Origin of the sequence: Streptomyces sp. NBC_00376 (genome assembly GCF_036077095.1) — a bacterium.
In the GTDB taxonomy this organism is placed as follows: domain Bacteria; phylum Actinomycetota; class Actinomycetes; order Streptomycetales; family Streptomycetaceae; genus Streptomyces.
Genome location: NZ_CP107960.1, coordinates 8605874 through 8632225 on the forward strand (window position 1 = coordinate 8605874; position 26352 = coordinate 8632225).

General features: G+C 67.7%; 25 protein-coding genes and 7 pseudogenes. 11 read left to right on the plus strand and 21 right to left on the minus strand.

Annotation, left to right across the window (positions count from 1 at the left end):
* Window positions 1-39 precede the first annotated feature (39 nt).
* Window positions 40-456 (minus strand): hypothetical protein, encoded by a 417-nt coding sequence (locus OG842_RS38615; RefSeq protein ID WP_266737400.1) that lies wholly within the window; start codon window positions 454-456, stop codon window positions 40-42.
* Between the two features lie 640 nt (window positions 457-1096).
* Window positions 1097-1258 (minus strand): annotated as a pseudogene (locus OG842_RS38620) (histidine kinase); the annotation flags it as partial.
* On the opposite strand from OG842_RS38620, the gene OG842_RS38625 reads away from it, so the two are divergent.
* A complete protein-coding gene (locus OG842_RS38625) occupies window positions 1187-1402 on the plus strand; it encodes a hypothetical protein (protein WP_266737398.1) in 216 nt (71 codons plus the stop codon). The pseudogene OG842_RS38620 and the gene OG842_RS38625 overlap by 72 nt on opposite strands.
* 573 nt (window positions 1403-1975) lie before the next feature.
* On the opposite strand, the pseudogene OG842_RS38630 reads toward OG842_RS38625, so the two are convergent.
* Window positions 1976-2396 (minus strand): annotated as a pseudogene (locus OG842_RS38630) (transposase); the annotation flags it as partial.
* On the opposite strand from OG842_RS38630, the gene OG842_RS38635 reads away from it, so the two are divergent.
* Entirely contained in the window at window positions 2396-2929 is a 534-nt protein-coding gene (locus tag OG842_RS38635; RefSeq protein ID WP_443064081.1) for an IS5 family transposase, read from the plus strand. The pseudogene OG842_RS38630 and the gene OG842_RS38635 sit on opposite strands and share 1 nt — an antisense overlap.
* Window positions 2842-3096: pseudogene (locus tag OG842_RS45340) on the plus strand (transposase); the annotation flags it as partial. The gene OG842_RS38635 and the pseudogene OG842_RS45340, both read left to right, overlap by 88 nt.
* An 8-nt stretch (window positions 3097-3104) precedes the next feature.
* Here the strand turns inward: OG842_RS45340 and OG842_RS38640 are convergent.
* Window positions 3105-3922 (minus strand): IS5 family transposase gene (locus OG842_RS38640; RefSeq protein ID WP_266734197.1). Its coding sequence is split into 2 segments (ribosomal slippage): window positions 3105-3580 and window positions 3580-3922, totalling 819 coding nucleotides; the frame shifts between segments, so codons are not numbered across the junction.
* 91 nt (window positions 3923-4013) lie between these two features.
* On the opposite strand from OG842_RS38640, the gene OG842_RS38645 reads away from it, so the two are divergent.
* From OG842_RS38645 to OG842_RS38655, 3 genes and pseudogenes are all read left to right on the plus strand, one after another.
* Entirely contained in the window at window positions 4014-5270 is a 1257-nt protein-coding gene (locus tag OG842_RS38645; RefSeq protein ID WP_443064035.1) for an IS701 family transposase, read from the plus strand.
* A gap of 148 nt (window positions 5271-5418) precedes the next feature.
* On the plus strand, window positions 5419-6675 hold the full coding sequence (locus OG842_RS38650) for an IS701 family transposase (RefSeq protein WP_443064035.1): 1257 nt from the start codon (window positions 5419-5421) through the stop codon (window positions 6673-6675).
* A 96-nt stretch (window positions 6676-6771) separates the two neighbouring features.
* Window positions 6772-7005, plus strand: a pseudogene (locus OG842_RS38655) (IS5/IS1182 family transposase); the annotation flags it as partial.
* A gap of 216 nt (window positions 7006-7221) precedes the next feature.
* Here OG842_RS38655 and OG842_RS38660 read toward each other — a convergent pair.
* Window positions 7222-8454: an IS4 family transposase gene (locus OG842_RS38660; RefSeq protein ID WP_328512620.1), complete on the minus strand. Its 1233-nt coding sequence runs from the start codon at window positions 8452-8454 to the stop codon at window positions 7222-7224.
* A 171-nt stretch (window positions 8455-8625) separates the two neighbouring features.
* Window positions 8626-10160, minus strand: a pseudogene (locus OG842_RS38665) (ISL3 family transposase).
* Window positions 10161-10599: 439 nt separating this feature from the next.
* Between OG842_RS38665 and OG842_RS38670 the strand changes: the two are divergent.
* Entirely contained in the window at window positions 10600-11445 is an 846-nt protein-coding gene (locus tag OG842_RS38670) for an alpha/beta fold hydrolase (RefSeq protein ID WP_266734195.1), read from the plus strand.
* Here the strand turns inward: OG842_RS38670 and OG842_RS38675 are convergent.
* Window positions 11405-11563 (minus strand): hypothetical protein, encoded by a 159-nt coding sequence (locus OG842_RS38675; protein WP_266737396.1) that lies wholly within the window; start codon window positions 11561-11563, stop codon window positions 11405-11407. The genes OG842_RS38670 and OG842_RS38675 overlap by 41 nt on opposite strands.
* A gap of 99 nt (window positions 11564-11662) precedes the next feature.
* On the opposite strand from OG842_RS38675, the pseudogene OG842_RS45345 reads away from it, so the two are divergent.
* Window positions 11663-11791: pseudogene (locus OG842_RS45345) on the plus strand (DUF6332 family protein); the annotation flags it as partial.
* Window positions 11792-11956: 165 nt separating this feature from the next.
* Here the strand turns inward: OG842_RS45345 and OG842_RS38680 are convergent.
* Window positions 11957-12490, minus strand: a complete 534-nt coding sequence (locus tag OG842_RS38680; protein ID WP_443064036.1) for an IS5 family transposase — start codon at window positions 12488-12490, stop codon at window positions 11957-11959.
* Window positions 12491-12709: 219 nt separating this feature from the next.
* Window positions 12710-13894 carry an IS701 family transposase gene (locus OG842_RS38685; RefSeq protein ID WP_266726591.1) on the minus strand — a complete coding sequence of 395 codons (1185 nt, stop codon included), beginning with the start codon at window positions 13892-13894 and terminating at the stop codon, window positions 12710-12712.
* Between the two features lie 145 nt (window positions 13895-14039).
* On the opposite strand from OG842_RS38685, the gene OG842_RS38690 reads away from it, so the two are divergent.
* Window positions 14040-15173, plus strand: coding sequence for an IS630 family transposase (locus tag OG842_RS38690; protein ID WP_266734194.1), 1134 nt, complete (start codon window positions 14040-14042; stop codon window positions 15171-15173).
* A gap of 24 nt (window positions 15174-15197) precedes the next feature.
* Here the strand turns inward: OG842_RS38690 and OG842_RS45350 are convergent.
* A protein-coding gene (locus tag OG842_RS45350) for an IS630 family transposase (protein WP_434350968.1) occupies window positions 15198-16276 on the minus strand; the annotation gives its coding sequence in 2 pieces (ribosomal slippage) (window positions 15198-15775 and window positions 15775-16276; 1080 coding nt in all).
* Window positions 16277-16442: 166 nt separating this feature from the next.
* On the opposite strand from OG842_RS45350, the gene OG842_RS38705 reads away from it, so the two are divergent.
* Together OG842_RS38705 and OG842_RS38710 are read left to right on the plus strand one after the other, a co-directional pair.
* Window positions 16443-17576 carry an IS630 family transposase gene (locus tag OG842_RS38705; protein WP_328512621.1) on the plus strand — a complete coding sequence of 378 codons (1134 nt, stop codon included), beginning with the start codon at window positions 16443-16445 and terminating at the stop codon, window positions 17574-17576.
* Window positions 17577-17652: 76 nt separating this feature from the next.
* A complete protein-coding gene (locus OG842_RS38710; RefSeq protein ID WP_443064037.1) occupies window positions 17653-18918 on the plus strand; it encodes an IS701 family transposase in 1266 nt (421 codons plus the stop codon).
* A gap of 197 nt (window positions 18919-19115) precedes the next feature.
* On the opposite strand, the gene OG842_RS38715 is transcribed toward OG842_RS38710, so the two are convergent.
* The 11 genes and pseudogenes from OG842_RS38715 to OG842_RS38765 all read right to left on the minus strand — a co-directional run bounded on the left by OG842_RS38715 (window position 19116) and on the right by OG842_RS38765 (window position 25852).
* Window positions 19116-19565 carry an ester cyclase gene (locus OG842_RS38715; RefSeq protein WP_266734193.1) on the minus strand — a complete coding sequence of 150 codons (450 nt, stop codon included), beginning with the start codon at window positions 19563-19565 and terminating at the stop codon, window positions 19116-19118.
* Between the two features lie 313 nt (window positions 19566-19878).
* Window positions 19879-20352: a hypothetical protein gene (locus tag OG842_RS38720; RefSeq protein ID WP_266734191.1), complete on the minus strand. Its 474-nt coding sequence runs from the start codon at window positions 20350-20352 to the stop codon at window positions 19879-19881.
* Between the two features lie 163 nt (window positions 20353-20515).
* A complete protein-coding gene (locus tag OG842_RS38725) occupies window positions 20516-21388 on the minus strand; it encodes a DNA-3-methyladenine glycosylase family protein (protein WP_266734189.1) in 873 nt (290 codons plus the stop codon).
* Window positions 21385-22002 (minus strand): DNA-3-methyladenine glycosylase I, encoded by a 618-nt coding sequence (locus OG842_RS38730; protein ID WP_266734188.1) that lies wholly within the window; start codon window positions 22000-22002, stop codon window positions 21385-21387. The genes OG842_RS38725 and OG842_RS38730 overlap by 4 nt, the downstream gene beginning before the upstream one ends.
* 4 nt (window positions 22003-22006) lie before the next feature.
* Window positions 22007-22678 (minus strand): alpha-ketoglutarate-dependent dioxygenase AlkB family protein, encoded by a 672-nt coding sequence (locus tag OG842_RS38735; RefSeq protein ID WP_266734186.1) that lies wholly within the window; start codon window positions 22676-22678, stop codon window positions 22007-22009.
* On the minus strand, window positions 22675-23199 hold the full coding sequence (locus OG842_RS38740) for a hypothetical protein (RefSeq protein ID WP_266734184.1): 525 nt from the start codon (window positions 23197-23199) through the stop codon (window positions 22675-22677). Before OG842_RS38740 ends, OG842_RS38735 begins: the two co-directional genes overlap by 4 nt.
* A complete protein-coding gene (locus tag OG842_RS38745; protein WP_266734183.1) occupies window positions 23187-23477 on the minus strand; it encodes an Ada metal-binding domain-containing protein in 291 nt (96 codons plus the stop codon). The genes OG842_RS38740 and OG842_RS38745 overlap by 13 nt, the downstream gene beginning before the upstream one ends.
* Window positions 23474-24188: pseudogene (locus tag OG842_RS38750) on the minus strand (2OG-Fe(II) oxygenase). Before OG842_RS38750 ends, OG842_RS38745 begins: the two are co-directional and overlap by 4 nt.
* Window positions 24185-24793, minus strand: coding sequence for a methylated-DNA--[protein]-cysteine S-methyltransferase (locus OG842_RS38755; RefSeq protein WP_266737212.1), 609 nt, complete (start codon window positions 24791-24793; stop codon window positions 24185-24187). The pseudogene OG842_RS38750 and the gene OG842_RS38755 overlap by 4 nt, the downstream one beginning before the upstream one ends.
* Before the next feature lie 5 nt (window positions 24794-24798).
* Window positions 24799-25290: an RNA polymerase sigma factor gene (locus tag OG842_RS38760; RefSeq protein ID WP_266734181.1), complete on the minus strand. Its 492-nt coding sequence runs from the start codon at window positions 25288-25290 to the stop codon at window positions 24799-24801.
* A 49-nt stretch (window positions 25291-25339) separates the two neighbouring features.
* Window positions 25340-25852 carry a methylated-DNA--[protein]-cysteine S-methyltransferase gene (locus tag OG842_RS38765; RefSeq protein ID WP_266734180.1) on the minus strand — a complete coding sequence of 171 codons (513 nt, stop codon included), beginning with the start codon at window positions 25850-25852 and terminating at the stop codon, window positions 25340-25342.
* Window positions 25853-26352: the final 500 nt, after the last annotated feature.

Below are 26352 nucleotides of genomic sequence, written 5' to 3' on the forward strand. Positions count from 1 at the left end.
GTCACTCGCCATCATCCCTGATCGAACGCCCGCTACTCCTCAGTTCCTCACCTCGAAGGACTTCTTCTCGGTCAACTTGCCGTCTTTGAAGCAGAACCGGAAGACCTGCTCCGTATTCGGATCGTTGCTGGACTCCGTGGAAGTCAGGCTGAGGCACTTCGCGCCCTTGGGCACGGGCGGCGCACCCATTTCCAGGCCGTCGGTCACGAAGGAGTTCTCCTTGGGCAACTGCTTGCGGATCTCTGCCTCGGACTGGCCCACCTTCACCGCGTCGTACTGCTTCGGCTCGATCCTGGCCTTTTCCGCCTTGTTCAGGAGGACGTATCCCCCGACGCCGACGGCGGCGATCACCAGCAGCAGAGGGATCAGTACCGCCAGCCCGCAGCCGATGGCTATGCCGCTTCCGTTCTTCCTGCTCATTGCTTTGGCCAGCTCCTTCAGACCGTTCCCGTTCATGACGGGACCACCCTCGTCCAAGGAGTCCCCCGGGGTCTGCTGCCAAAAGGCGCCTTGGATCAACGAACGTCGTTGCCACGATGCCGGGCGCGGGGTTCGGGACACCGCCTTCCGGCGATGTGTAGGGCAGCACGCCCGCCAGCCGGAAGCCTCCGCCCGCCGTCGGGCCCGCGTGCATCATGCCCCCGATGAGCCGGGTCCGCTCACCGAGCCCGGTCAGCCCCTGGCCGCCGCTCACCACGCCCCGGCCGTTGTCCGTCGTCCCGGTTGCGGGTCCGTTGGCGACCTCCACGACCAGCGAGTCCGGCTCATACCGCAGCTCGACGGTGATCGGGGCGCCCGGGGCGTGCTTGTGGGCGTTGGTCAGGCCCTCCTGGACGATGCGGTACGCCGCGTGATCGGCGGTCGGGGGAAGCGGGCACGGCTCGCCGGAGTGCCGCAGCTCCACGGCCGCGCCCGCGCTCCGGGACGTTCCTACCAGGCCCTCGATACCCGCCACCCCCCGCGACAGCGCCGTGGCGTCCTCCGCCGCCGCAGCCGCGACGCCTGGGGTGGTGCGGTCCTCGTGCGGGGCCTCCGTGTTGTCCCGCATCACCTGTACCACCTCGCGCAGCTCGTGCATCGCGGCCACCGACGCCTCGCGCAGCACTCCCACTGCCTCCCGCTGCCGTCCGGTCAGCTCGCGGTCCACCTCCAGCGCACCCGCGTGCACCGAGATGAGCACCAGCTGATGGCCGAGGCTGTCGTGCATGTCCTGCGCAATGCGCTGACGCTCCCGCGCCCGGGCCTGTCCGGCGATCATCGCGCGCTCGCGTTGCTGCTGGGCGTCGTACTCCCGGAGCGTGTCGGTCAGCGTATGGTGCTGCGCCCGGTAGCGGCCGGCCAGGCCGGGCGCGGTGATCGCGACCAGCGGCCACAGGACATCGAAGACCAAGCGGGGCAGTGAGAGGTGAGGCAGCGCCTGTACGACTGCCAGGCCGAGGTTGAGGACGTATGCGAGGGCGAAGGTGCCGACGGCCTTGCCGACCCCGTCGATCCGCCGCCCCGCCGACCATGCGGCGACAAGGACCAACGGAGCGAGACCGCCGAACAGGACAGAGCCGACGGCGGTCACCAGCAGCACGGTCGCGGGCAGCGTCCGGCGCAAAAGTGACAGCCCTGCGATCGCCAGCCCGGCGGCAGCGATCCGTACGGTGCCGCCGTGGTCCAGGGCCGCGAGACCTGCTCCCAGCAGCCCGAACGCTACGCTCAGCAGCGATTCGCACACGATACGCCAGGGAGACCACATTCCGGGAGCCAAGAGAGCCCTGCCCGGGGCAGCCAGCCGCGGGGTCGCCGAACGCAGCCTCGCCGCCAGTGCCTGGCGAGCCGATGCTTTAAGGGCCGTAGATTCCACACGAGTCACCCGGCTACGTTAAGACCTTATCAACCCGCTCCGAGTCGGCCATTGGTCGCGACGGCCAACGACGAAAGTCCAACCTGGCGCGGCGGCCCGGCATCCGTGGGCCACTCACAAGACCCCCGGCCGCAGCAGAGCGCCGACGGGCTCGCCGGACCCTGCCCGGACGTGGTCGACGAACGCGAACAGCGGGTGATGGCCGAAGGCCTTCCGCCGGGTCGCGGCCGCGTGTTCCTTCTGCGAGTGCGCGAGGACCAGGACTCCGTCGATGTCCACGATCACCTCGCCGCCCGCGTTCGGGGCCGCCTGGCCCGCCAAGCGCCAGGCCCGCTCGCGGACTTCACTTCGCGCGCGCTGGACGGCCGCGAGCGCGTGGGGACCGGCCGCGGCGAGCATGTCGAGGAAACGGGAGGCGGTCTGATCGGACGCGACCGGTCCGAAGACGGCGGCAGTCGCCGCCCGGAGCGACGCCGAGTGCGATGACCGGCAGCATCTTTCCGAGGCCGTGCACCGCTCTGGACTTGCGCCAGGGCGCGAGCGCTGGGTCGTGGGGATCTGACGAATGCGGAGTGGGATCGGCTGGAGTCATTCCTGCCTCGTGGTGGTGGGCGCGGGGGTCGGTGGAGTGACCACCGTCGGGTGATCAACGGGGTTCTCTACCGAGTGCGGACGGGTGTCCAGTGGCGGGACCTGCCGGAGCGGTTTGGGCCGTGGGAGACCGTCTACAAACGGCATCGTCGCTGGTCAGCTGATGGAACCTGGAAGATGCTGCTGTCTCGCATCCAGGCCGCCGAGGATGCCGCGGGCCGGATCGACTGGGATGTGTCCGTGGACTCGACCGCCGTGCGAGCCCACCAGCACGCTGCCGGCGCGCGGAAGGCGTCGGCGGCCGAGGGTCCTCAAAAGGGGAACGTTCGGGGGACGAACCAGGTCGATCCGGTGCTGCGGAAACTGGCCGTCCGGCTGGAGGAGGTGGTCGGATCGGCGAATGCCAGGGACGCTCCCGAGGCGGATTCACCACCAAGATCCACCTCGCCGCCGAGGGACGATGCCGCCCCCTCGCCTTCGTCCTGACACCCGGCCACTACGGCGTCGGCCCCCAGCTCGAGGCCGTGCTGGAGGAGATCTCCGTGCCCCGCAGCGGAGTCGGGCGGCCCCGCACCCGACCAGACCACGTCCTGGCGGACAAGGCCTACACGTCCCGAAGAAACCGTCGCCACCTGCGACGACGCGGCATTAAGACCGTGTCCTATGTGGTGAGTCGGGCGAGTCGTTTGTAGCAGCAGAGGGCGGCGGCGAGGCCGAGGAAGGCCAGGTAGTTGCGAGGGTGGCGTTCGTAGCGGTGGTTGAGTCGGCGGTAGCCGGTCAGCCACGACATGGTGCGTTCGATGACCCATCTGCGGCGTCCGAGCCGTTCGCTGGATTCGATTCCTTTGCGTGCTATGCGGACGCCTATACGTTTACCGCGCAGCCATTTCCGCAGGTCGGGGATGTCGTAAGCCTTGTCGGCGTGAAGCTTGCCGGGTCTGTAGTGCCAGATGCGGTGAGGGTCGTGTCTCGTTTGGAGACCGGCCACCATGGGCTTCAGACCCTGGCTGTCGTGGGTGTTGGCGGCGGAGACGCCGACGACCAGGGGCAGTCCGTTCGCGTCCGACAGGACGTGCATCTTGGAACCCGGTTTACCCCGGTCCACGGGGCTGGGGCCTGTGAGTTCGCCCCCTTTTTGGCCCGTACGTGGGCGGAGTCCAGGACCACGCGGGTCACGTCGAGCAAGCCGCACTCGTCGATGCGGTCGAGCACCGCCTCGTGCAGCCGGCCCCAGACACCGGCCCTGGACCAGATGGCGAAGCGCCGGTGTGCAGTCGACTTCGAGACCCCGAAACACGGAGGCAGAGCCCGCCAGGCACACCCGCTCACCAGCACGTAGACGATAGCCGCGAACAGCGTCTCATCAGGCGTGTCCTGCGTCCCGCCGCCCTGCGGACGCACCCTCGATGGTGGGATCAACGGCTTCGCGATCTCCCACAGCCCGTCCGGAACAATCCAACTCCACGTATCCCGCCCCATGAACAGCTCAACGAGTGATCACCACATAGGACACGGTCTAATACTCCAGTCAGATTTCGTGTCCTGAGCTGCTGGTTGTCGTTGTTCGGGTATGAACGTGATACCTGAAGCCGATGGCTGGAAGGCCGAGTTGGAGTCGGCCTTCGCCCGGGTGGCGGGCCGGTTCGGGCGGGCGGATCTGCGGTGGCGGATGCGTGACTACGTGCGGGGTCTGCTGGCGCCGGTCGGGCGGAAGAACGGCTGGCAGCTGGCCGAATGGGCTGGCCACCGTGATCCGGCGGGCCTGCAACACCTGCTGAACGGTGCCCGCTGGGATGCCGATGCCGTTCGCGACGACGTGCGGGACTACGCCGCCGAGCGGCTCGGTCCGGGCGGGGTGCTGATCATCGATGACACCGGGTTCGTCAAGAAGGGCACCACCTCGGCCGGGGTGGGCCGGCAGTACACCGGCACCTCGGGGAAGATCGACAACTGCCAGATCGGCGTGTTCGCCGCCTACGCCACCAGCTCGGGCCGGGCTCTGGTTGACCGGGAGCTCTACCTGCCGAAATCCTGGACCTCCGACCGTGATCGGTGCCGGGCTGCGAAAATCCCTGATGAACGCGGCTTTGCCACCAAGGGGGAGCTTGCCCGGGAAGTCGTGCGCCGCTGCCTGGCCGCAGGCCTGCCGGCCGCCTGGGTGACCGCGGACGAGGCTTACGGGCAGGACTGGAACTTCCGACGCCTGCTCGAGCAACTCGACATCGGCTACGTGGTTGCGGTGCCCAAGTCCCAGCAGATCAAGTCCCTGGCCGGCTGCTGGCGCATCGACCAGCTCATTGACGAAGCCCCCGCCGATGCCTGGCAGCAGCTGTCCTGCGGCAACGGAGCGAAGGGCCCACGCGTCTATGACTGGGCCGCGGCGAAACTGCCCGCCAACATCATTTTCGACCCGGATCCGCCAACCCATCATCGCTGGGTGCTGGCCCGCCGCAGTCTGTCCGATCCCACCGAGATCGCCTACTACCTCGCCCACGCACCCGTCGGCATCGAGATCGACGAACTCGCCCGGATCGCCGGCAGTCGGTGGGCGGTCGAGGAATGCTTCCAGGCCGCGAAGAACGAGTGCGGCCTGGACGAGTACGAGGTCCGCCGCTATCCGGGCTGGTACCGGCACATCACCCTGGCCATGCTCGCCCATGCCTTCCTCACCGCCCTGGCCGCCCAAGCCGCCCAAGCCGCCCACCGGGAAACCGCAGAAACGAACCGACCAGCCTCGTCTCCCTCACCGTGGCGGAAATCCGACGGCTCCTGGACGCTCTCCTGCCTCACCCCAGACCCAAACTCAACCAACGTCAGCATGCCCTGAGATGGTCCCACTGGCGCAGACGCCACCAAGCCATCGCCCAACGATGCCACTACATGAAAAGAGCCAGCTCAGGACACGAAATCTGACTGGAGTACTAATACTCCAGTCAGATTTCGTGTCCTGAGCTGCTGGTTGTCGTTGTTCGGGTATGAACGTGATACCTGAAGCCGATGGCTGGAAGGCCGAGTTGGAGTCGGCCTTCGCCCGGGTGGCGGGCCGGTTCGGGCGGGCGGATCTGCGGTGGCGGATGCGTGACTACGTGCGGGGTCTGCTGGCGCCGGTCGGGCGGAAGAACGGCTGGCAGCTGGCCGAATGGGCTGGCCACCGTGATCCGGCGGGCCTGCAACACCTGCTGAACGGTGCCCGCTGGGATGCCGATGCCGTTCGCGACGACGTGCGGGACTACGCCGCCGAGCGGCTCGGTCCGGGCGGGGTGCTGATCATCGATGACACCGGGTTCGTCAAGAAGGGCACCACCTCGGCCGGGGTGGGCCGGCAGTACACCGGCACCTCGGGGAAGATCGACAACTGCCAGATCGGCGTGTTCGCCGCCTACGCCACCAGCTCGGGCCGGGCTCTGGTTGACCGGGAGCTCTACCTGCCGAAATCCTGGACCTCCGACCGTGATCGGTGCCGGGCAGCGAAAATCCCTGATGAACGCGGCTTTGCCACCAAGGGGGAGCTTGCCCGGGAAGTCGTGCGCCGCTGCCTGGCCGCAGGCCTGCCGGCCGCCTGGGTGACCGCGGACGAGGCTTACGGGCAGGACTGGAACTTCCGACGCCTGCTCGAGCAACTCGACATCGGCTACGTGGTTGCGGTGCCCAAGTCCCAGCAGATCAAGTCCCTGGCCGGCTGCTGGCGCATCGACCAGCTCATTGACGAAGCCCCCGCCGATGCCTGGCAGCAGCTGTCCTGCGGCAACGGAGCGAAGGGCCCACGCGTCTATGACTGGGCCGCGGCGAAACTGCCCGCCAACATCATTTTCGACCCGGATCCGCCAACCCATCATCGCTGGGTGCTGGCCCGCCGCAGTCTGTCCGATCCCACCGAGATCGCCTACTACCTCGCCCACGCACCCGTCGGCATCGAGATCGACGAACTCGCCCGGATCGCCGGCAGTCGGTGGGCGGTCGAGGAATGCTTCCAGGCCGCGAAGAACGAGTGCGGCCTGGACGAGTACGAGGTCCGCCGCTATCCGGGCTGGTACCGGCACATCACCCTGGCCATGCTCGCCCATGCCTTCCTCACCGCCCTGGCCGCCCAAGCCGCCCAAGCCGCCCACCGGGAAACCGCAGAAACGAACCGACCAGCCTCGTCTCCCTCACCGTGGCGGAAATCCGACGGCTCCTGGACGCTCTCCTGCCTCACCCCAGACCCAAACTCAACCAACGTCAGCATGCCCTGAGATGGTCCCACTGGCGCAGACGCCACCAAGCCATCGCCCAACGATGCCACTACATGAAAAGAGCCAGCTCAGGACACGAAATCTGACTGGAGTACTAAGCACACCATCCCCGAACGCCTCGACCAGCAGAAACACCGGCAGAATCGGGGCTCCCGAGGCGGCCGGCCCACCGGCTTCGACAGCGAGCGCTACAAGAAACGCAGCACCGTCGAACGGGCCATCAACCGGCTGAAGGGCTTCCGAGCGGTCGCCACCCGCTACGAGAAACGCGCCTACATCTACCTTGGCACCGTCACCCTCGCGGCCCTCGCGATCTGGCTCCGAACATGATCCAAGAAACAGTGCCTAGATCCAATACCGGTGATTTAGGTGCTCTTCTGGCGTCTGCTGGCGGGTTTGGTGGGCGGGATGAGTGTGATTGCTGCTGCGGGTGGTCGGGGTGGGTTGCGGTGGTGGGTGTGTTTGAGGTGCCAGTTGGCCATCTTGCGTTTGATGACACGGGGGTTGGAGCGTTGCCTGCGGGGTGGCAGGAGTCGTTCCAGCAGCTCACGGATGGTGTGGGTCAGGGCTCGACTGAGTCGTGAGGGGGGAAAGTGCCGCCTGGTCGGTGACGTGGCGGCGAGCGATGCGAAGGGTGCGGGTGAAGGACAGTCTGTCGGGGTCGAGGCCGGCCTGGTGAGCGGTGTGGTGCATGACGTCCCGGAGTGCGTGGTGGACAAGAAGGAAACCGTAGATTTCCTGCTCGACGCCATCGGGGTACTGGGAGCGGAGGACGAGGCGGTGTCCGCCCTGATGGGTCTTGATCTCGTCCAGGGTGTTCTCGATCTCCCAGCGTTGATGGTAGAGGCCCGCCAGGTCGGCCGCAGGGGCCTCCTGCGGGTTACAGATGGTCGTGATCAGCCGGTAGACCGTGTCGTCGTCCTCGCGGCCGAGGGTGTACTCGATGACGCGGACCCGGACCGGGTCCCGGTGCTTGCGGTCGCCTGCCGCAACGATCTCGGACAGGTAGGAGCCGTCGTCGAAGGCTTCGAGGACCGGGAGCACGATGTTCTTCCGGACGCGCCACAACAGGTCCGCGCCCGTGTCCGAGGCGGCCCGCCACAGCTCGAAGCCGGTGATGCCGCGGTCGGCCATCAGCAGCATTCCCGGCTCGAGCCGGCCCAGCAGGCCGGGAATCAACTGCTGTTCATGAACCGACAGCGGGCCGGTCGCCGCGGCGAACACCGCGTGTGTCCCGCACTCCACCAGTGCAGCGACCCTCACCTGCGGGTAGGCACTGCGCTGCTGTCCCCGGCCCGAGCCGGGCCGGCCGAAGAAATCGCTGTTCGCCCCGGTGTCCGGCACATCGAAGACCGTGCCGTCCACCGCAACCAGACGCCACTGCCGATACCAGGCACCAGCAGTGTCCGGGGCGGCCACCGGCCGGCACACTCGCGCGAACAGCACCTTCAACGGCTCCGGCCCCAATCGCCGGCGGGCCCGGCCGATCGCCGCTGTCGTGGGCACCTGCCACGGTTTCTCCCACCGCCGCACCCGCTCCAGCCCCTGCGTCAGCAGTCGGGCCACCTCCTCATAGCCCTGCCCGGAGAACAGACACATCGCGAGCACGAAATAGACCACCACCCGGGCCGGCAACAGCCGCGACCGCTGTTCCAGACGCCCACACCCAACAACCACCTCATCCACCAACTCGGGCGGAAACACCCGCGTCAGCACACCCAGAGCGATCCGGTCCGACAACCGCTCACCCGACGACTTCACCTGTCCAGGCCTTGGCACACCACACCCAACGACCCACCACCAACAAAGTCACCGGTATTGTGCCTAGATCCCCAATCGCGTACCTTTCTTCGTCCCCACCTGTCAGGCCACGTCAGTCTCGCGCTCGATGGCTGGAGGGGTGTGTCAATTTAACGGCTCTGTTCCGTAGTCGGTGGTGACGTTCTGTTGTCACGACAGAAGGATTCGGTGGCGGAGGAGGTCGAATCCTGCTCGGCCGTGCATCTGGCGCATGATTCTCTTCGTGTGGGTGTTGACGCCTTCGGTGCGGCCGTTGTGGAAGCGCAGGGTCAGGCCGACGTTGACGGCGGCGCGGTCGGGTTCCAGGCCGTTGCAGAAGCTGTGCAGGTGGGGCAGGCCGGCCACACGGGCGGCGCTGATCCACTTGTGAGCCGGGTGTCGTTGCCCTTCGACGGGGTCAGCAGCTGGGCGAACTCTGCGACGAGTCGGGCGAGTTCGGCCATCTCGGGGCATGCGGTGGTGAGGGTCGACAGGAGGGCGGTGTCCTTGGTCCACAGGTGTTCGGGGTGAGTGAGCAGGAGCCGGGTGGCGTGGCGTGGGGTGGTTACCGGCCGGTTGCCTTCGGCTCGTCCCTGGGTGAGGTAGCGGACCAGGAGGTTGTGGCTGCCGGTATAGCCCTGGGCTTTGATCTCGCGGAACAGTTGCGTGACGGTCACCGCGGGCTCGGCCGCGCGCCGGGTGCGCAGGTGCTCGCGGTAGGGGTCGACCAGGGTGGTCCGGTAGCGAGGGGTGATGCGTTCGGCCGACGGCTCGGGGATGCGGGAATAGCGCTTGACGGTGTTCAGGGCCAGGTTCAGGCGGCGGGAGCATTCCAGGAGTCCGACACCCTGGCCGAGGAGGTCGTGGACCTTGCGCCAGCGCTCGCGGGTGGTCTGCTCGTGGACCCCGCCGGGGCGGGGCGCATTCACGGTTGCCCCGCAGGGGGCGTGGGCCCGCACTTCGGCCAGGACCTTGTTGCACAGATTCCGCCACAGGTGCCATCGGTCGCTGACCTGCACCGCGTCGGGCAGCGCCCGACGGATCGCCTCGGCGTAGGTGGCCGACCCGTCCCGGCACACGACCTCGACGCCGGGATGCGTGCGCAGCCAGGCTTCCAGCCCGGCGGCCTCGCGGTCGGGCAGCACGTCGATGCGCGCGCTTGTTTCGGCGTCGATGATGATCGTGGCGTACCGGTGTCGGCGGCGCAGGGCGAAGTCGTCGGCCCCGACCACTCGCGGGGTCCGTGCCGCTGGTACGGGGATGCGCCGCAGCAGCCGCAGGGCGGTGGCGAACGACACGGGCGCGGCCAGCGACCGTGTGAGCCGGGCGGCCGCCCGGCCGCATAACTCCTTCACCACCGCGGAGACCTGGCCGGTCAGACGCGTGGTGCGGCGCTGGAGACGCTCCAGCAGCCCGGGGACCTGTTCACGGAAGGTCTGCCGCCGGCATCCCAGGACCGGGCAGACCAAGCGTCGTACCTGGACGTGGATCACGACCTTTCGGCCGTCGACCGGCACATCCGCCACGGTCCGGCTGTGGTACCCGTGCACCTTCCCCGTCAGCACCCCGCACACCGGGCAGGGCAAAGGAACATCCCGGGTCCGGGCCGCGATCCGGATCACCTCACCGCCATCCACCACCTCCTCGATGACCAGCGCAGCGAGCCCCGAAAACACTTTTCCCACAAGGGAGTTGGCATCGCACATGTGATGTCAACGAGACTCGTCACATGTCGTCACCACCGACTACGGAACAGAGCCGTTAAATTGACACACCCACAAGCGGCTGAGCGGGCCTCGAAACGGCACCCCGACCCCGCTGATGCCTCACTCGTCAAAGAAACGCACCGACGGCTTCGAGGTCCGCGGCGAGGACACGGCCCGCCCCTGCTCGTCCGCCCGCTGCCACAACCATGCTCGGCTGGCACTCCAATTCCGACTGCCCGGCCTGCCGACGGAATACAGCCCCTGCGCGACAAACGCGCCCCCGAGGGTGCGCTGGCCACCCCAGCTCGGGCGACCACGGCTGATGCGGGATGTCACTCCGATGCCGTGCCAAAGTCACCCGATTGGATGTCATTGCCTGGCCCGTTCGGTCTACCACGTGAACGCTGAGGTGACGTAGGCCCTATCGAGGGAGGTCGGCATGACAGTACCCGCGATACGCGGCTCACTGCTCCGAAGCAGAGCGCTGCGCGTGGCGACGGCAGGGTGCGCGGTCGCCTCCCTGTCCGCGCTGACCACGGTCCCTGTGGCAGCGAATGACGGTGCGAATGCCGCCAAGCCGACCGTCGTCCTGATCCACGGCGCCTTCGCGGACAGCTCCAGCTGGAACGGGGTGATCGAGCGGTTGCAGCGCCGCGGTTACACCGTGATGGCCCCGGCCAACCCGCTGCGCGGCCTGTACAGCGATTCCGCATACATCGCCTCCGTCCTGAAGACGATCAAAGGCCCGATCGTACTGGCCGGTCACTCCTACGGCGGTGCCGTCATCAGTACTGCCGCAGCGAGAAACTCCCAGGTCAAATCCCTGATCTACATCAACGCGCAGATGCCCGACGTCGGTGAGAGCGGTATGTCGCTGTCCGCCCGCTTCCCCACCGCCCTGGGCACCGCCACGAACTCCGTACCGTATCGGACGGCCGACGCCAGCGGCACCGACCTGTACCTCAAGCGGGACAAGGTCCACCAGGTCTTCGCCAACTGCCTGCCGCAGAGCCAGGCGAACCTGTTGGGTGTCACCCAGCGCCCGGCAGCCACGACCGCGTTCTCCGAGACGGCCAAGGTTGCGGCCTGGAAGGAGATTCCATCCTGGGCCCTGGTGGGACGGCAGGACATGACCATCAGTCCCCAGCAGGAGCGCTTCGAGGCCAAACGGGCCCACTCCCACACGAAGGAGATCGACTCCTGCCACGTGTCCCTCATCGCCCGCCCTGACGCCGTGGCCGACCTCATCCTCCAGGGTGCCACCGCGGCTGCAAGTGGCTCCTGACATCGACGCAGCCGTCAAGCATGCCGGTCTCCTTGGCCGCCTTGGCGCGCTCGGCCTCGAACCGTTTCTTGCCGACTTTCTCCATCAGGGTGGCGAGGTACTTCAGCTGCGCGGCCATGGCTGGCTCGGTCTTGGCCTTCTACGGCCCGCTCACGGCGCGGGCCGTAGAGCCGCTCGATTTCCGCCTTTCGGGCCGCCTCGGCCTCCGGGCTGGGTTTTTGGCGTCTCTGGTCCAGCGGGGAAGGGCGCGTTGGTGGGGGGTGCGCTGCTCGGAGCGGCGGCCGGAGTGTGGCGTCTGGTGCGGGTGCTGCGTCGGTTCGACGCACAGCGCCGTAAAGGTTACTGACCGCAGGCCTCCTCCTTGGGGTCGGTAGCCCGCCGGCGGTTGTTCCAGCATGTGGTGCCGTAGGCACCCCCGCGGCCGTGCGGGGCCGCCCGACTCCGCTGCGGGGCACGGAGATCTCCTCCAGCACGGCCTCGAGCTGGGGGCCGTCGCCGTAGTGGCCGGGTGTCAGGACGAAGGCGAGGGGGCGGCATCGTCCCTCGGCGGCGAGGTGGATCTTGGTGGTGAATCCGCCTCGGGAGCGTCCCGGGCATTCGCCGATCCGACCACCTCCTCCAGTTGGACGGCCAGTTTCCGCAGCACCGGATCGACCTGGTTCGTCCCCCGAACGTTCCCCTTTTGAGGACCCTCGGCCGCCGACGCCTTCCGCGCGCCGGCAGCGTGCTGGTGGGCTCGCACGGCGGTCGAGTCCACGGACACATGCCAGTCGATCCGGCCCGCGGCATCCTCGGCGGCCTGGATGCGAGACAGCAGCATCTTCCAGGTTCCATCAGCTGACCAGCGACGATGCCGTTTGTAGACGGTCTCCCACGGCCCAAACCGCTCCGGCAGGTCCCGCCACTGGACACCCGTCCGCACTCGGTAGAGAACCCCGTTGATCACCCGACGGTGGTCACTCCACCGACCCCCGCGCCCACCACCACGAGGCAGGAGTGACTCCAGCCGGTCCCACTCCGCATTCGTCAGATCCCCACGACCCATCCCACCACCCTGACCTCAACACCCCAGTCCTGTCAGGAGATCCGAGAAACAGTGCCTAGTACTGCAACGGTGTTTGTCGTGACGGGTGGTCAGTCGGTGGGGCGTGGCCTCGTTGTTTGTAGTGGCTGGTTCGGGCTTGGTGTTGTCGTTTTCGGCGCCAGGTCGACCAGTGCAGGATGTGGTCGACGGGTGCGTGCCGTCGGTTGGTGAGGCGGTGGATCAGGCGTCTGATCTCGGCGAGGCTGAGGTGGATGAGCTGGGAGGATCCGTTTCTGCTTTCCCGGTGTCGAGCTGGCGGGCCCGCAGGACGGTGAGGCAGGCGTGGGCGGCCATGGCCAGGGTGATGTGGCGGTGCCAGCCGGGGTAGCGGCGGACCTGGTAGTCGTCCAGGCCGCACTCCTGCTTCGCGGTCTGGAAGCATTCCTCGATCGCCCAGCGGCTCCCGGCGATGTGGATCAGCTCGTCCAGGGTGGCGTCGGCCGGGCCGTAGGCGATGTAGTAGGAGAGCTCTTGGGGACGGGCAACGCTGCGACGGGCGATCACCCAATGCCGGCGGTCGGGCCGGTGCCAGGGGCGGACTTCGACGCGTGCCCAGTCATAGACGCGGGGCCCGTGGGAGCCCTGGCCGCACGAGCGGCGTTTCCATTTCTGCCGGGGCAGGGCGGGAAATAGATCGCTCACGGGGTGGTCGATGGCCCAGCGGGTGACGACCGTGTCGTGGCGGGTGGTGGCCATGACGTGGAAGACGTCCGCCTGTTCCAGCTCAGAGCGCCAGCCCTTGCTGTAGCCGTAGCCGGCATCTGCGGTCACCCAGCGGAACGGGATCTTGCCGGCGATCGCGCGGCGGACCATCTCCTTGGCCATCGCCACCTTCGTCGCGAAGCCGACCTCGTCGTCAATGCCGGCCCGGCGGCACCGCTCTCGGTCGTCCGTCCAGGAGGCAGGCAGATACAGACGGCGGTCGATCAGCGTTCGTCCGAGCGGGGCCGCATAGGCGAGGAAGACACCGACCTGGCAGTTCTCCGTGCGGCCCGCGGTGCCGGAGTACTGCCGTTGCACCCCGGCCGAACCGGTGCCCTTCTTCAGGAAGCCGGTGTCGTCCACGATCAGCACCGCACCAGGATCGCCGAGATGCTCGACCACGTAGTCACGCACATCGTCCAGAACCTCGTCGGCGTCCCACTCGATCCGGTTCAACAGCCGGTGGATGCGGTCCGGACCTGCGTGGCCGGCTTCTTCGGCCAGCGTCCAGCCGTTCTTCCGCTGCAACGGGGCTACGAGTCCCCGCATATAGGCAAGAGCTGACTCACGAGGCTCCGATCTGCCGAATCGGTGAAGAAACCGCCCTTGCACCGCACCCAACTCACCGGCCCACGACCTGACCTCAGCAAGATCCCCACCCATGACAACACCAACGATCGACCTGCCTACCCGTCACAGCAAACACCGTTGCAGTACTAGTGCCGTGACCGGCAACGTTTGCCCTGTTGTGATGTGACGCGCCGTCCGGGTGCTGTGGTGGACGGAGCGTGGGCGTCATTCTGTCCGGGTGGCAGAACGAGTGCGTGTCCGAGAGATCGATGACGATGACGGGCGGCGGCTGCTGCGGATTATCCGCAGAGGCACCGGGTCGGTGGTGACCTGGCGGCGGGCCCAGATGGTGCTGCTCTCCGCGCAGGGCATGCCGGTGGCGAAGATCGCCGAGGTGTCGTTCACCAGCGACGACCGGGTCCGGGACGTGATCCACAACTTCAACGCCGACGGCTTCGACTCTCTGTATCCGAAGTACGCCGGTGGTCGGCCGAAGACGTTCACGCTGCCGGAGCGCCGTGAGATCAAGAAGATCGCGAAGTCCAAGCCCACCGAGCACGACCTGCCGTTCTCGACCTGGAGCCTGTCCAAGCTGGCGGACTTCCTGGTCGCCGAGGGGGTGGTCGACGACATCAGCCACGAGGGCCTGCGCATCCTGCTCCGCGAGGAGGGAGTCTCCTTTCAACGCCTGAAGACCTGGAAGACCTCCCGTGATCCGGACTACGCGGCCAAGAAAGCGCGCGTCGAGCACCTGTACGCCATCGCCGACGGCGAGGTCATACCCGAGGACGGCGAACCCGAAGTCATCTTCTGCATGGACGAGTTCGGGCCGCTCAACCTGATGCCCCACCCGGGCCAGCAGTGGGCCGAACGCGGCGGCAAGCACAAGAGCCCCGACCGTGAACCACGCCGGCGGCGACGGGCGACCTACAACCGCTACGGCGGAGTGCGGCACCTGTTCGCCGCCCTGGACCTGGCCAAGGACAAGCTCTACGGCCACATCAAGCCGATCAAGAGGCGGACGCAGTTCCTCGAGTTCTGCCGCTACCTGCGCACTCTGTACCCGTCGACGGTGCGGATCGCGATCGTCTGCGACAACTTTTCCCCGCATCTGACCACGAAGAGGTGCCAACGGGTCGGCACCTGGGCCGCGGCTAACAACGTCGAGATCGCCTACACCCCGACGAACTCCTCATGGCTCAACCGGATCGAGGCCCAGTTCACGGCCCTGCGCTACTTCACCCTCGACGGCACCGACCATGCCGCCCACAAGGAACAGGGCAGCATGATCCGCCGCTACATCATCTGGCGAAACCGTCACGCCGACGACCAACGCCTACGCGCCGTCGTCAACAGGGCAAACGTTGCCTGATCCGGCACTACTGACTTCGGCTCGTCAGGGTGAGGTCAGGGTGTCGAGGGTCAGGCCGGTGCCGGCTATGAAGCCGTCGAGGGTGTCGGGGCGGTACTGCAGGCGCTTGAGCCGGTTGCGGACGAGGGCCTCGAGTCGGTCGAGGGCCATGACGGCGAGGTTGGCCAGGCTGCGTTTGACGTGCGCCCATACCCACTCGACGGGGTTGAGGTCGGGCGAGTAGGCGGGCAGCAGGAACACCGTCAGCCAGGCTCGCTCGGCGATCAACTCGCGCATGGCGTGGGAGACGTGGGTGTTCAGGCGGTCCCAGACCAGCACGATCGGCGCCTTGACGAGCTGGTGCACGCCGTCGACCAGAGCGATGAAGTCGCGCTCGCTCATGCTGCGGCGCTTGCCCTTGCCCGAGGGGTGGGTGCGCAGGCGGTGGCACAGCCGGGTCCGTGAGCCGGGCCGCATCGCAATCAGCCCGGCCACCGACAGCCGCCCCGAGCGGCGTCCGCTCACCGTCACGACCGGGGTGTGTCCGCGTCGTCCCCAGGTCCGGCCTCGGGGCGGTCGGCGGGTGAAGCCTGCTTCGTCCTCGAAGCAGATGTAGCCCCCGCAGGCCGCCCGGGCCCTTTTACCTCCGCCCAGGTCGCCTCCTTCCATGCGGTGACGGCCTGCTCGTCCCGCTCGGCCACCCTGCGCGCGGGGACCTGCGGGCTGAAGCCGAGCCGGTGCATCAGCCTCGTGGCGCCCGAGACGCTGTACGAGACGTGGAACTTCCGCCCGATCAGCATGGCCACCCTCGCCGCGGTCCACACCTGGTCCTCCACCCAGCCGTGCGCGGCCGGACCCTGCTCCAGATACGCGGCGAGCTTCTCCAAGCAGCGCGGAGACAGCCGGCACCGCGACCCACTCGGACCGCGTGACGACAGCGCCCCGACCCCGCCCTCGCGCCACAACTGGTGCCACTGATAAGCCGACTTCAGACTCACCCGCAGACGCCGTGCCACTTCCGGTGGCTTGACCTCCTGCTCGAACAGCTCGGCCGCCTGCATCCGCACCGACTCCCGACGCACCCGTCCCGCAACGGTCAGCCCGCCCCCATCCGAATACCTCACACACCATCGAATACAGCCACCACACCAAGCCTGTCAGGGACTTCGGGAAAGTTCACCCTGACGAGCCGAAGTCAGTAGTGCCGTGACCGGCAACGTTTGCCCTGTTGTGATGTGACGCGCCGTCCGGGTGCTGTGGTGGACGGAGCGTGGGCGTCATTCTGTCCGGGTGGCAGAACGAGTGCGTGTCCGAGAGATCGATGACGATGACGGGCGGCGGCTGCTGCGGATTATCCGCAGAGGCACCGGGTCGGTGGTGACCTGGCGGCGGGCCCAGATGGTGCTGCTCTCCGCGCAGGGCATGCCGGTGGCGAAGATCGCCGAGGTGTCGTTCACCAGCGACGACCGGGTCCGGGACGTGATCCACAACTTCAACGCCGACGGCTTCGACTCTCTGTATCCGAAGTACGCCGGTGGTCGGCCGAAGACGTTCACGCTGCCGGAGCGCCGTGAGATCAAGAAGATCGCGAAGTCCAAGCCCACCGAGCACGACCTGCCGTTCTCGACCTGGAGCCTGTCCAAGCTGGCGGACTTCCTGGTCGCCGAGGGGGTGGTCGACGACATCAGCCACGAGGGCCTGCGCATCCTGCTCCGCGAGGAGGGAGTCTCCTTTCAACGCCTGAAGACCTGGAAGACCTCCCGTGATCCGGACTACGCGGCCAAGAAAGCGCGCGTCGAGCACCTGTACGCCATCGCCGACGGCGAGGTCATACCCGAGGACGGCGAACCCGAAGTCATCTTCTGCATGGACGAGTTCGGGCCGCTCAACCTGATGCCCCACCCGGGCCGGCAGTGGGCCGAACGCGGCGGCAAGCACAAGAGCCCCGACCGTGAACCACGCCGGCGGCGACGGGCGACCTACAACCGCTACGGCGGAGTGCGGCACCTGTTCGCCGCCCTGGACCTGGCCAAGGACAAGCTCTACGGCCACATCAAGCCGATCAAGAGGCGGACGCAGTTCCTCGAGTTCTGCCGCTACCTGCGCACTCTGTACCCGTCGACGGTGCGGATCGCGATCGTCTGCGACAACTTTTCCCCGCATCTGACCACGAAGAGGTGCCAACGGGTCGGCACCTGGGCCGCGGCTAACAACGTCGAGATCGCCTACACCCCGACGAACTCCTCATGGCTCAACCGGATCGAGGCCCAGTTCACGGCCCTGCGCTACTTCACCCTCGACGGCACCGACCATGCCGCCCACAAGGAACAGGGCAGCATGATCCGCCGCTACATCATCTGGCGAAACCGTCACGCCGACGACCAACGCCTACGCGCCGTCGTCAACAGGGCAAACGTTGCCTGATCCGGCACTAGTAGTGCTTGGTCATGTGCGGTCTGCGATGGCGTGTCTTCTTGATGGGTCGTGTCGTTGACAGGACGTGCTGAGTGGGGAGTTGGCTGCGGTCCGGTGTGATCTGGAGGACTTCGCGGCGGAGATGTTCGAGCCGTTCGCGCGAGCGGATCAGCGTCGGTGGGGTGGGGTCTATCTGCGGGGCCTGCTGCTGGACGGCGGGCGCAAGTCGGTGGAACCGATGGCCGCCCGCCTGGGCGAAGACGGGAACCGGCAGGCGCTGGCCCACTTCATCACCTCCAGCCCGTGGGATGCGGCGCATGTGCGGGCCCGTCTGGCCTGGCGTATGCAGCCGGTCGTCAAGCCCACCGCGTTGATCATCGATGACACCGGGTTCCTCAAGGACGGGGATGCGTCGGCGTGTGTGACCCGGCAGTACACCGGCACTGCGGGCAAGGTCACCAACTGCCAGGCCGGGGTGTCGCTGCACCTGGCTTCCAACGGCGCCTCGGCGGCGGTGAACTGGCGTCTGTTCCTGCCCGGGAGCTGGGATCCCGCCTCGCCGAAGGCCGATCAGGCCAAAGTGGCCCGCCGTGGCAAGTGCGCCATCCCTGCCCAGGTGGGCCATGTCGAGAAGTGGCAGCTGGCCCTCGACATGATCGACGAGACGCGGTCCTGGGGCATCGAGGTGCCCCAGGTCATCGCCGACGGCGGCTATGGTGACACCGCCGCCTTCCGGCTCGGCCTGGAAGAACGCGGTCTCGATTACGTGGTGGGCATCTCGACCTCGACCACCGCACAGCCCGAGGACGCACAGCCGTCTGCCCCGGCCTGCACAGGCCGGGGCAGACGGCCGGTTCCTGCCTACCCCGAGCCGGCCCGGAGGGTGAAGAGCCTGGTCATCGCGGCCGGAAAGTCTTCCGCGCGGCCGGTGCAGTGGAGGGAGGGATCACGGCCGGGCAGTGGCCGCAGCGGGCACAAACGCATGTACTCGCGCTTCGTGGCCCTGCGGATCCGGCCCGCCGGACGCGAGATCCGCAAGGCCACGGCCACCACCGAGCTTCCGGTCCGCTGGTTGCTGGCCGAATGGCCCGCCGACCAGGACGAGCCCGTGCAGTTCTGGCTCTCCAACCTGCCCGCAACCACCCCGTTGCCAGTCCTCGTGCGCACCGCGAAGCTCCGCTGGCGCATCGAGAACGACTACCGCGAGATGAAACAGGCCCTGGGCCTGGCCCACTTCGAAGGCCGAACCTGGCCAGGCTGGCACCACCACGTCACCCTCGTCTCGGTCGCCCACGCCTTCTGCACCCTGCAGCGACTGAGCCGATCCCCAAAAGAGACGGCGTCGGCCTGAGCCTCTACCGAGTCGTCCACGAGCTGCAGATACTCCTCGCGATCTGGACCGGCGCCTGCCCCACCTGTCACCGCAACATGCCAGACCCCGCACCAACATGACCAAGCACTACTAGCGCTTGACGTGCGCGGCGGTCGGAGGGGGCTGCCGTGCAGAACAGGCCCCTCCGGCTCGCTGCTGGATGCAGGCGCTCAGGTTCAGGCGGTCGGGATGATGCCGAGCTGCTGGAGGACCTTCACGCCGTCGTCGAGTCCGAGCTCCTCGACGATGAGACCGTCCTGGACCTTGAGCACCGTCTTGCCGGTGAAGCGGAGCGTCTTGCCGGATGTCGCCGGTACGGAGCCGATGGGAAGGTCGTCGAAGACAATCGGCCCGGTGTGCGTGCCGCCGCCCTCCCACTGCCCGACGACGTAGTCGCCCTCGGCGATGAGGTCCGCGGTGCCCCAGAAGTTGAGGTCCGGGAACGCGGTGCGGAAGTTGGTCGCGAAGGCGCGCACCTGGTCTCGGCCTCGCATGGGCTTGTGCAGCGAGTACTCGAACCGGATGTCCGGGGCGGCGAGCTCGTCGATGATGTCGGGGTTGAAGGGGTTGCCCCAGAACTCAGTGAACCACCGGCCGACGATCGCCTTGTTCTGCTCGAGCGACATGGGTTTGTCCTTTCTGTTGTTGTCACCGATTCGCCAGCGGGCGTGGTGACATTCCGAAGACGTTGGCCGGATCAGATACGTGAGATCGGCGGTGAAGATTTATGGAATCGAACTGAAGAACTGGCGGTGCGGGCGTGCGGAACCGTTCAGCGAGTTCAGGCAGTTCAGAGCGCATGGACGTCGGCTCTGCGGATGGCATGAAATGAATGGGTCTTCATGGCCGTGGTGCTCTCACGGCCGGCCGCGGCAAGGCCGGTGAACTGGCCGGTGGCGAGAGAGGTGTGGGCAAAGGCTGCGCGGCGGGAGCCTCCGGTCAGGCGGCTGCCTCGATGGAGTGCAGGCCGAGGGCCTCGTAGATGGCCTCTGTCGCTGTGCCGCCTTGGACGATCACGTAGTCGATGCCCGCCGCGCGGGCGTTGCGCAGAAGCTCGATCTTGAGCACGTGCGCCACCCATGTCTCCTGGGTGGGCTCCATCCAGGTCACGACATCGCGAGCAGCGTCGCCGGTCGGGTCGATGACCGAGAGGCCGACCCTTTCGTTACCCTGGCACGCTACGGCGACGAGGCTTTCGTTGCGGATCGTGAAGGGCATCACGTCGATTCCATCGAAGAACATGGCGGACTGGAGAAGATCTCCGACCGCACTGCCGAGCTGGGCCGACCGGGCTCTTTCCTCTGAGAGGTTCGGGAAGGAGCGCATGGCAGCGGTCGCGCGCTGCGTCTCCGCCCCGTATTTTTCGGCATCGAAATCGGTCAGGTCGTACTTCTTGCCCTGTCGATCGGCCATTCTTTTCCTCCTGCACGCCTCTTGTAGCGGCGGTGCCCATGGCCGTCGGGCGCGTGACGGCCACGGGCACGCTGAGCTGACTGAGGTCAGCGGCGCCGGGCGATTGCCTCCCGGCATGAGGAAGACGTCGGTTCGCGTAGAAGCGTGAGATCCGGATCTGGCTTCAGGCGTGCGTTCCTCCCCGCTTGGGCGCTGCGTAAGCGGCGTCCGCCCACAGGTGCATGAGCGCGTAGGAGCGCCATGGCGCCCACCTCTCAGCGGTGATCCGGGCCTGGTCGGCGGTGATGGATCCGAGTGCCCTGCGGGCGACCAGGGCGCCGGGGGCGAAGGTGTCGGGGTGCTGCAGTGCGCGCACGGTGAGGTAGTCCACGGTCCAGGGACCGATGCCGGGGAGCGCGAGCAGGGCTCGGCGCGCCTCGTCGGCGGTGAGGTGCGCGAGGGTGAATCCGTCCGCCCACTTCTGGGCGACGGCCCGAAGGGTGCGGGTTCGTGCGCCGGTGAGACCGATGGCCGCCTGGAGTTCCGCGTCGGGGATCACCGCGAGATCTTGCGGTGCGGGGAGAGCTTTCAGCCCGGCTGCCGGCGTCCCGTAGGCGGCGACGAGCCTGCCCATGAAGGTGCGGGCCGCGGCGAGCGAGACCTGCTGGCCGACGACCGTCGCGGTCACCGCTTCGAACTCGTCGGGGTAGCCGATGAGCCGGATGCCGGGCCGGTGCTCGACCAGCGGCCGGATCAGCGGGTCCGCGGCGAGGGCGTCGGCGATCCGCGTGGTGTCGGAGTCGAGGTCCAGCCAGCGGCGTATCGGCACCGCCAGGCCGTCGGGGTCGGGGATCTCGTCGGGCAGGTCGACGGCGACCTGGTTCTCAGTGAAGGTCACTGTCACCCGCACGGACGCTCCTGCGTGGGGCAGGAGCCGGGTGTAGGTGCGGCTCGGGATGTCTGCTTCTTCGGCTCCTGGGATCGAGTGGGCGGCCAGCATCCGCAGCGCGGTCTCAGGGTCGGTGGGGCCTTGGGGGAAGAGGCGGAGCAGGGTCACGACGTCCAGATTCCGGAGCTGCCGCGCCGGTGCGAGTCCAGCAGGTGGGTGTCGATGATGCCGATCGCCTCCATGAGCGCATACATGGTGGTCGGGCCGACGAAGGCGAATCCGCGCCGTCGTAGTTCCTTCGACAGTGCGATGGACTCGGCGGACTTCGTGGGGATCTCCGCGAAGACCTGGGGGCGGGGGGTGGTCTCGGGCTGGAAGGACCACACCAGGCCGGCCAGGCCCATGTCCTCGCGCAGTCTGATGGTGGCGCGGGCGTTGGCGATGGTCCCCTGGATCTTCTGCCGGTTGCGTACGATGCCGGCGTCGGCCATCAGCCGTTCGACGTCGGTCTCGGTGTACGCGGCGATCACGTCCGGATCGAAGTTGTTGAACGCCGTGCGGAATGCGGGTCGTTTGCGCAGGATCGTCGCCCAGGACAGGCCCGCCTGGAATCCTTCGAGGCTGACGCGCTCGTAGACGCCGTGTTCGTCGGTGACCGGCATGCCCCATTCACCGTCGTAGTAGTCACGCAGCAGGGGGTCGACGGCCGCCCATGCGGGCCGGGCGAGTCCGTCCTCTCCGACGACGACGCCGGGGTCGGTGGTGGTGGCTTTCTGTGTCATGCGATTACCCGTTGAGCCCTGTCATGCGCATCGTGATGTTGATCCGGCCGCTGCTGATGCCGCACCCTGCGGGGGCGGTGTCCTGGTGCACCTTGGTGACACCGTGGTAGGCGAGGCGGGCGGGTCCTCCGAAGACGAAGAGGTCACCGGAGGCCAGCAGCAGGTCCGTATAGGGTTTTTTGCGGCTTTCGGTGTTGCCGAAGCGGAACGTGCAGGTGTCGCCGATGGACAGCGACACGACCGGGGCACGGGATTCCTCGTCCTTGTCCTGGTGCATGCCCAGGCGGGCACTGGTGTCGTAGTGGTTCACCAGCGCGGTGTCGGGCGTGTACGAGCCGATCGTGGCCGTGTCGTGTCCGGTGGCCTGAAGGGCGTGGCGTCCCAGCCGGATCATCCAGTCGGGGAACGGGAGGACACGGGCTCCGTTCACGTCGGTGGCCGCTCTCGTGTACTGGTACGGCTGCCAGTGCCAGCCCAGGCATACGGTGCGCACGGACATCTGGTGTCCGCGGACCGTTGCGGCGCGCAGGGGAACAGGACCTCGCACCCACTCGTGGAACCGGTCCGCGATCCATTTCTGCTGTTCCAGGGGCAGCCAGTTCGGGAGGTGGGTGGCGCCCGGGGTGATCTCTCCCGCGTTGCGCTCGGGCAGTTGTGGAGTGAACAGTGCTGTCATGGCCGGTCCTCCGTGTGGGTGGGGTGCTGGAGGGAGTCGTCCTCGACGAGCCAGGTGGTGCCGTGGGCGGTCGCGCCGGCCAGGCCGTTCAGATTGATCAGGCCGACGAGCGCGAGCGTGCGCGGATCGCCGATCGCGACGGTCGCCAGTGTGCGCTCGGGACGCCACGGGGTCGACCACAGCAGCCGCCGGGTCATCTGCGCCCAGCCGGTCGCCGGGCCGGCCATCACCCACAGGTCGGGGTTGGCGGCGGCGAAACGTGACGCGTGACGCAGCCAGGAGGCCCCGGTCTCGGGCCAGGTGATCGTGCCGAGGGTTGCGCCTCCCGCGCTATCCCAGGCCGATTCGATCAGGCGTGAGGTCTCCCGTGCGTGCGGGGTGCGGCCGGAGCCGATCACGATGGTGTGGGCCCGGCGGTCGCGAGCCAGGTGGACGATGGCCGCGACCTCGGCGTCCGTGGCCGTCAGGTCTGCGTCGTAGCTCGCCGGCCTCTTCAGCAGGGGGCTGGTCAGGGGGTCCATGATCGGCCGTTCTCTCGGGCGGTCTTCCACCGCTGATAGCGGTCCTTGCAGCAGGCGCCGCAAGGGCGGAACCCGGCGGCGACCGCCGTGGCCTCGTCGGCGAAGAAGACCCGGTGCCTCACGTAGCCGCCGCGGGCGATGGCCCGCCGCGCTGCAGGGCAGTCGAGCCGTCCGTAGACCTTCGAGCCACGGTGGCCGCCCCACTCTCCCTTCACCGGCGACCGGTAGGGACGGCCGTCGGCCCCGAGAAGGGTGTAGGTGTTCATCGCGTCGTTCATGCGGCGTCGTGGAAGACGAGGGCAAGGGTGTGACGTTCGCCGGACCGGATGGCGGACCATCCGCGGGCGGACTTGACCGGCCGGTCGCGGGTGGTGAACAGGTACCCGTGGCCGTGCGGCAGCAGCGTGGACGTGCCCCGGGACTGGGCGCGCGGGCGCTGTTCCAGGAGCAGGAACTCGCCGCCCGCGTGATCCACACCGGGCTCGTTGAGGTTGATCACGACCTGCAGCGGGAAACACGAGGTCGCCGTACAGGTCGCGGTGCAGAGCATTCCAGTCCCTCTCCCTGTGACGGAGCAGGATCGCCGTGGACTTCGTCTGGCCGGCGTCGTGGCACATCTGCAGCCACTCATCGAGTGAGTCCGGCCACGGCGCGGGCCTGCGGAGTTTGGTCCACCAGTCGCGGGCGATGGGCAGCAGCCTCGGGTACAGCGCCTGCTTGAGCCGTTCGACCGGCTGCGGGTACGGCGCGTTGAAGTACCGGTACTGGCCCTCACCGAAGCGGTGCCGGCCCATGTCGACGGTGCTGCGGAACAGGCCGTCCTGCTCGTACAGCTCCCTGATCTCCACGGTCTCCTCAGGGGTCAGCAACTGCGGCAGCAGCGCGCCGCCGTACTCGTCGACCTCCGCAGTGATCGCCTTCCAGTCACCGGACTCGACACGCTGGTGCCAGCGATCCGTCTTCTTCCTGGTCGCTGTCGTGGTGCTCATGCGGCGGCCTCCAGGTCCAGCAGCGTGGTCTTGGCGGCGAGTCCGCCGATGTAGCCGCCGAGGGTGCCGTCGGTGCGCAGCACGCGGTGGCACGGGACGACGATCGGCAGCGGGTTGGTCGCGCAGGCGGTGCCCACCGCCCGGACGGCCTTGGGGTTGCCGACGAGCTCGGCCATGTCGCGGTAGCTGCGGGTCTGGCCGTACCCGATCTCGGGCAGATGCGTCTGCACCAGGCGCCGGAACCCGTGCGACAGGGACAGGTCCAGCGTCAGGTCGAAGACCCGGCGGCGGCGGGCGAAGTACTCGTCGATCTCGCGAGCCGCCTCTTCCAGCCGCTTCGGGGCGCGCAGGATCCGCGGGCTGAGCTTGTGGCCGAGGGCTTCCAGGACCCGGTCGTGGTCCTCGCCGGCGTACGCCACACGGACCAGCCCCTTCGGGGTGGCGGCGAGCAGCAGCTTGCCGACGGGCGAGTCGATGGTCGTGTAAGCGACATCGATCAGGTCGGCTTGCTCCGCGGCCTGCTCCAGACGGCGGTGGAGGCGACGGAGAGTGCCGGCGTCCACAGGTGTCGACAGCAGGACGGCCATGTCGTCATCGTTGCGCATGTCGCTCACGACGATGCTCCTTTCGTGATCGCGCCCGGATAATGTTCCCTGAGATTCTTGAGCCCGTCCGCGGCGGCTCTTCGGGCCGCCTCGACGGTGCCGCCGAGGATCTCCGCGATCTCGGCGTACGCCAGCCCCGCCACATACCGGTAGGCGATAGCCTGACGTTGCTTGCTGGGCAGTTCCTTCACCACGGCCCACAGGCCAGAGTCCCCGGAGTCTGGGATGCCCTGCTCTGTCGGTGTTTCCGGTACCTCGTCGACCGGTAGAGGATTCCTCTTCGCGGCACGCAGCACGTCGATCGCCTTGCGGTGCGCGATCGTCACCAGCCACGCCTCCACGTTCGCCGTCTCCGGCAGATCGGGATAGGCGCGCATGGCGGCCAGGAAAGTCTCCGACCACGCGTCGTCCGCATCATGCGGGCCGAGGACGACCCGGCAGACACGCAGCACGGTCGCGCCGTGCTGCGCCACCACGCTCTCGAACGGTTGTTTCATGTCCATCCCATTGAAGACGTACGTGCGGCGGCAAACGTGAGATTCCCGGTCAGAACAACCGTCCGGCGTCGCCCGCGGGCGGCTCCTCGAGCCCCAGCAGCGCCTGCTTGCGCTTCAGCCCGCCGGCGTATCCGGTCAGGGCCCCGGTGGAACCGACGACGCGATGGCACGGGACGAAGATGCACAGCGGGTTCGCACCTACGGCTTGTCCGACCTTCTGCGCGAGACCGCGGTCTCCGACCTGCTCAGCGATACGGCCGTAGGTGGTCGTGTCCCCGCACTGGATGGTCTTCACGATGTCCCAGACGGCGTGCTGGAACGAGTCGCCCTCTGCCTCGAGCGGAAGATCGAACTGCCTGCGCCGCCCCGCCAGGTAGTCGCACAGCTGGCGGACCGCTTCGTTCAGCAACGAGTCCGTCGAGTCGCTGACCTCGGAGCCGAACACCTCCTGCGGGGGCCGACGGACATGATGCCTGAAGTACAGACCGCTGATCGTCTCGTCCTTGGCAACGATCGTGACCGGTCCAAGGTACGTCTCGACCACGACATGTCGAGTGCTCATCTGCATCTCCCCTCTCTTGACCGGTAGACGGACACCCCCCGCAGAACGTGAGATTTCATGTGGAGTTGTTGCCGATCACCGTGCCAGGGCGTGTGGCGGAGGCGCTCCAGGACGTGAGCGCAACCGACATGCTCGACCGGTCGAGCTGGAGACCACAGCCCGGCCTGGCAGCGCCGGGTGCCGGATCAGCTCGGCGACCGAGTCCCAAGGCTGAACACGCAGAGCGACCCCCTATGAAACACCCGCCGTCGGAAGTCCGCGTTTCCATGCTGCGGCGATCGGGCGGCGGGGTCCTGCCGCCCGGCGAGCCGGACCGAACACCGACGAAGCAGGCGACGGTTGTCGCCTGCCGACGTTCGATCACCTGGAAGAGACGCTCGGGGACGCGGATCGCCTCGTCGAGGTTGCCAACCCTCCAGCGAGCGGCTCGGCCGCCGCAGGTGGGTCATCGAACGCACCAACGGGTGCTGTCACGTTGTTGGGTTGCAGGTGCTTGATGA

Bases quoted from the DNA above. Each gene is read 5' to 3' on its own strand.
- OG842_RS38730 (WP_266734188.1), bottom strand. From the start codon at position 22,002: ATGACACAGAAAGCCACCACCACCGACCCCGGCGTCGTCGTCGGAGAG.
- OG842_RS38715 (WP_266734193.1), bottom strand. From the start codon at position 19,565: ATGTCGCTCGAGCAGAACAAGGCGATCGTCGGCCGGTGGTTCACTGAG.
- OG842_RS38615 (WP_266737400.1), bottom strand. From the start codon at position 456: ATGAACGGGAACGGTCTGAAGGAGCTGGCCAAAGCAATGAGCAGGAAG.
- OG842_RS38740 (WP_266734184.1), bottom strand. From the start codon at position 23,199: ATGGACCCCCTGACCAGCCCCCTGCTGAAGAGGCCGGCGAGCTACGAC.
- OG842_RS38670 (WP_266734195.1), top strand. From the start codon at position 10,600: ATGACAGTACCCGCGATACGCGGCTCACTGCTCCGAAGCAGAGCGCTG.
- OG842_RS38735 (WP_266734186.1), bottom strand. From the start codon at position 22,678: ATGACAGCACTGTTCACTCCACAACTGCCCGAGCGCAACGCGGGAGAG.
- OG842_RS38685 (WP_266726591.1), bottom strand. From the start codon at position 13,894: ATGGGTGGGGATCTTGCTGAGGTCAGGTCGTGGGCCGGTGAGTTGGGT.
- OG842_RS38675 (WP_266737396.1), bottom strand. From the start codon at position 11,563: ATGGCCGCGCAGCTGAAGTACCTCGCCACCCTGATGGAGAAAGTCGGC.
- OG842_RS38720 (WP_266734191.1), bottom strand. From the start codon at position 20,352: ATGGCCGATCGACAGGGCAAGAAGTACGACCTGACCGATTTCGATGCC.
- OG842_RS38680 (WP_443064036.1), bottom strand. From the start codon at position 12,490: ATGGGTCGTGGGGATCTGACGAATGCGGAGTGGGACCGGCTGGAGTCA.
- OG842_RS38745 (WP_266734183.1), bottom strand. From the start codon at position 23,477: ATGAACGACGCGATGAACACCTACACCCTTCTCGGGGCCGACGGCCGT.
- OG842_RS38650 (WP_443064035.1), top strand. From the start codon at position 5,419: ATGAACGTGATACCTGAAGCCGATGGCTGGAAGGCCGAGTTGGAGTCG.
- OG842_RS38645 (WP_443064035.1), top strand. From the start codon at position 4,014: ATGAACGTGATACCTGAAGCCGATGGCTGGAAGGCCGAGTTGGAGTCG.
- OG842_RS38760 (WP_266734181.1), bottom strand. From the start codon at position 25,290: ATGAAACAACCGTTCGAGAGCGTGGTGGCGCAGCACGGCGCGACCGTG.
- OG842_RS38755 (WP_266737212.1), bottom strand. From the start codon at position 24,793: ATGCGCAACGATGACGACATGGCCGTCCTGCTGTCGACACCTGTGGAC.
- OG842_RS38765 (WP_266734180.1), bottom strand. From the start codon at position 25,852: ATGAGCACTCGACATGTCGTGGTCGAGACGTACCTTGGACCGGTCACG.
- OG842_RS38625 (WP_266737398.1), top strand. From the start codon at position 1,187: ATGGCCGAGGCTGTCGTGCATGTCCTGCGCAATGCGCTGACGCTCCCG.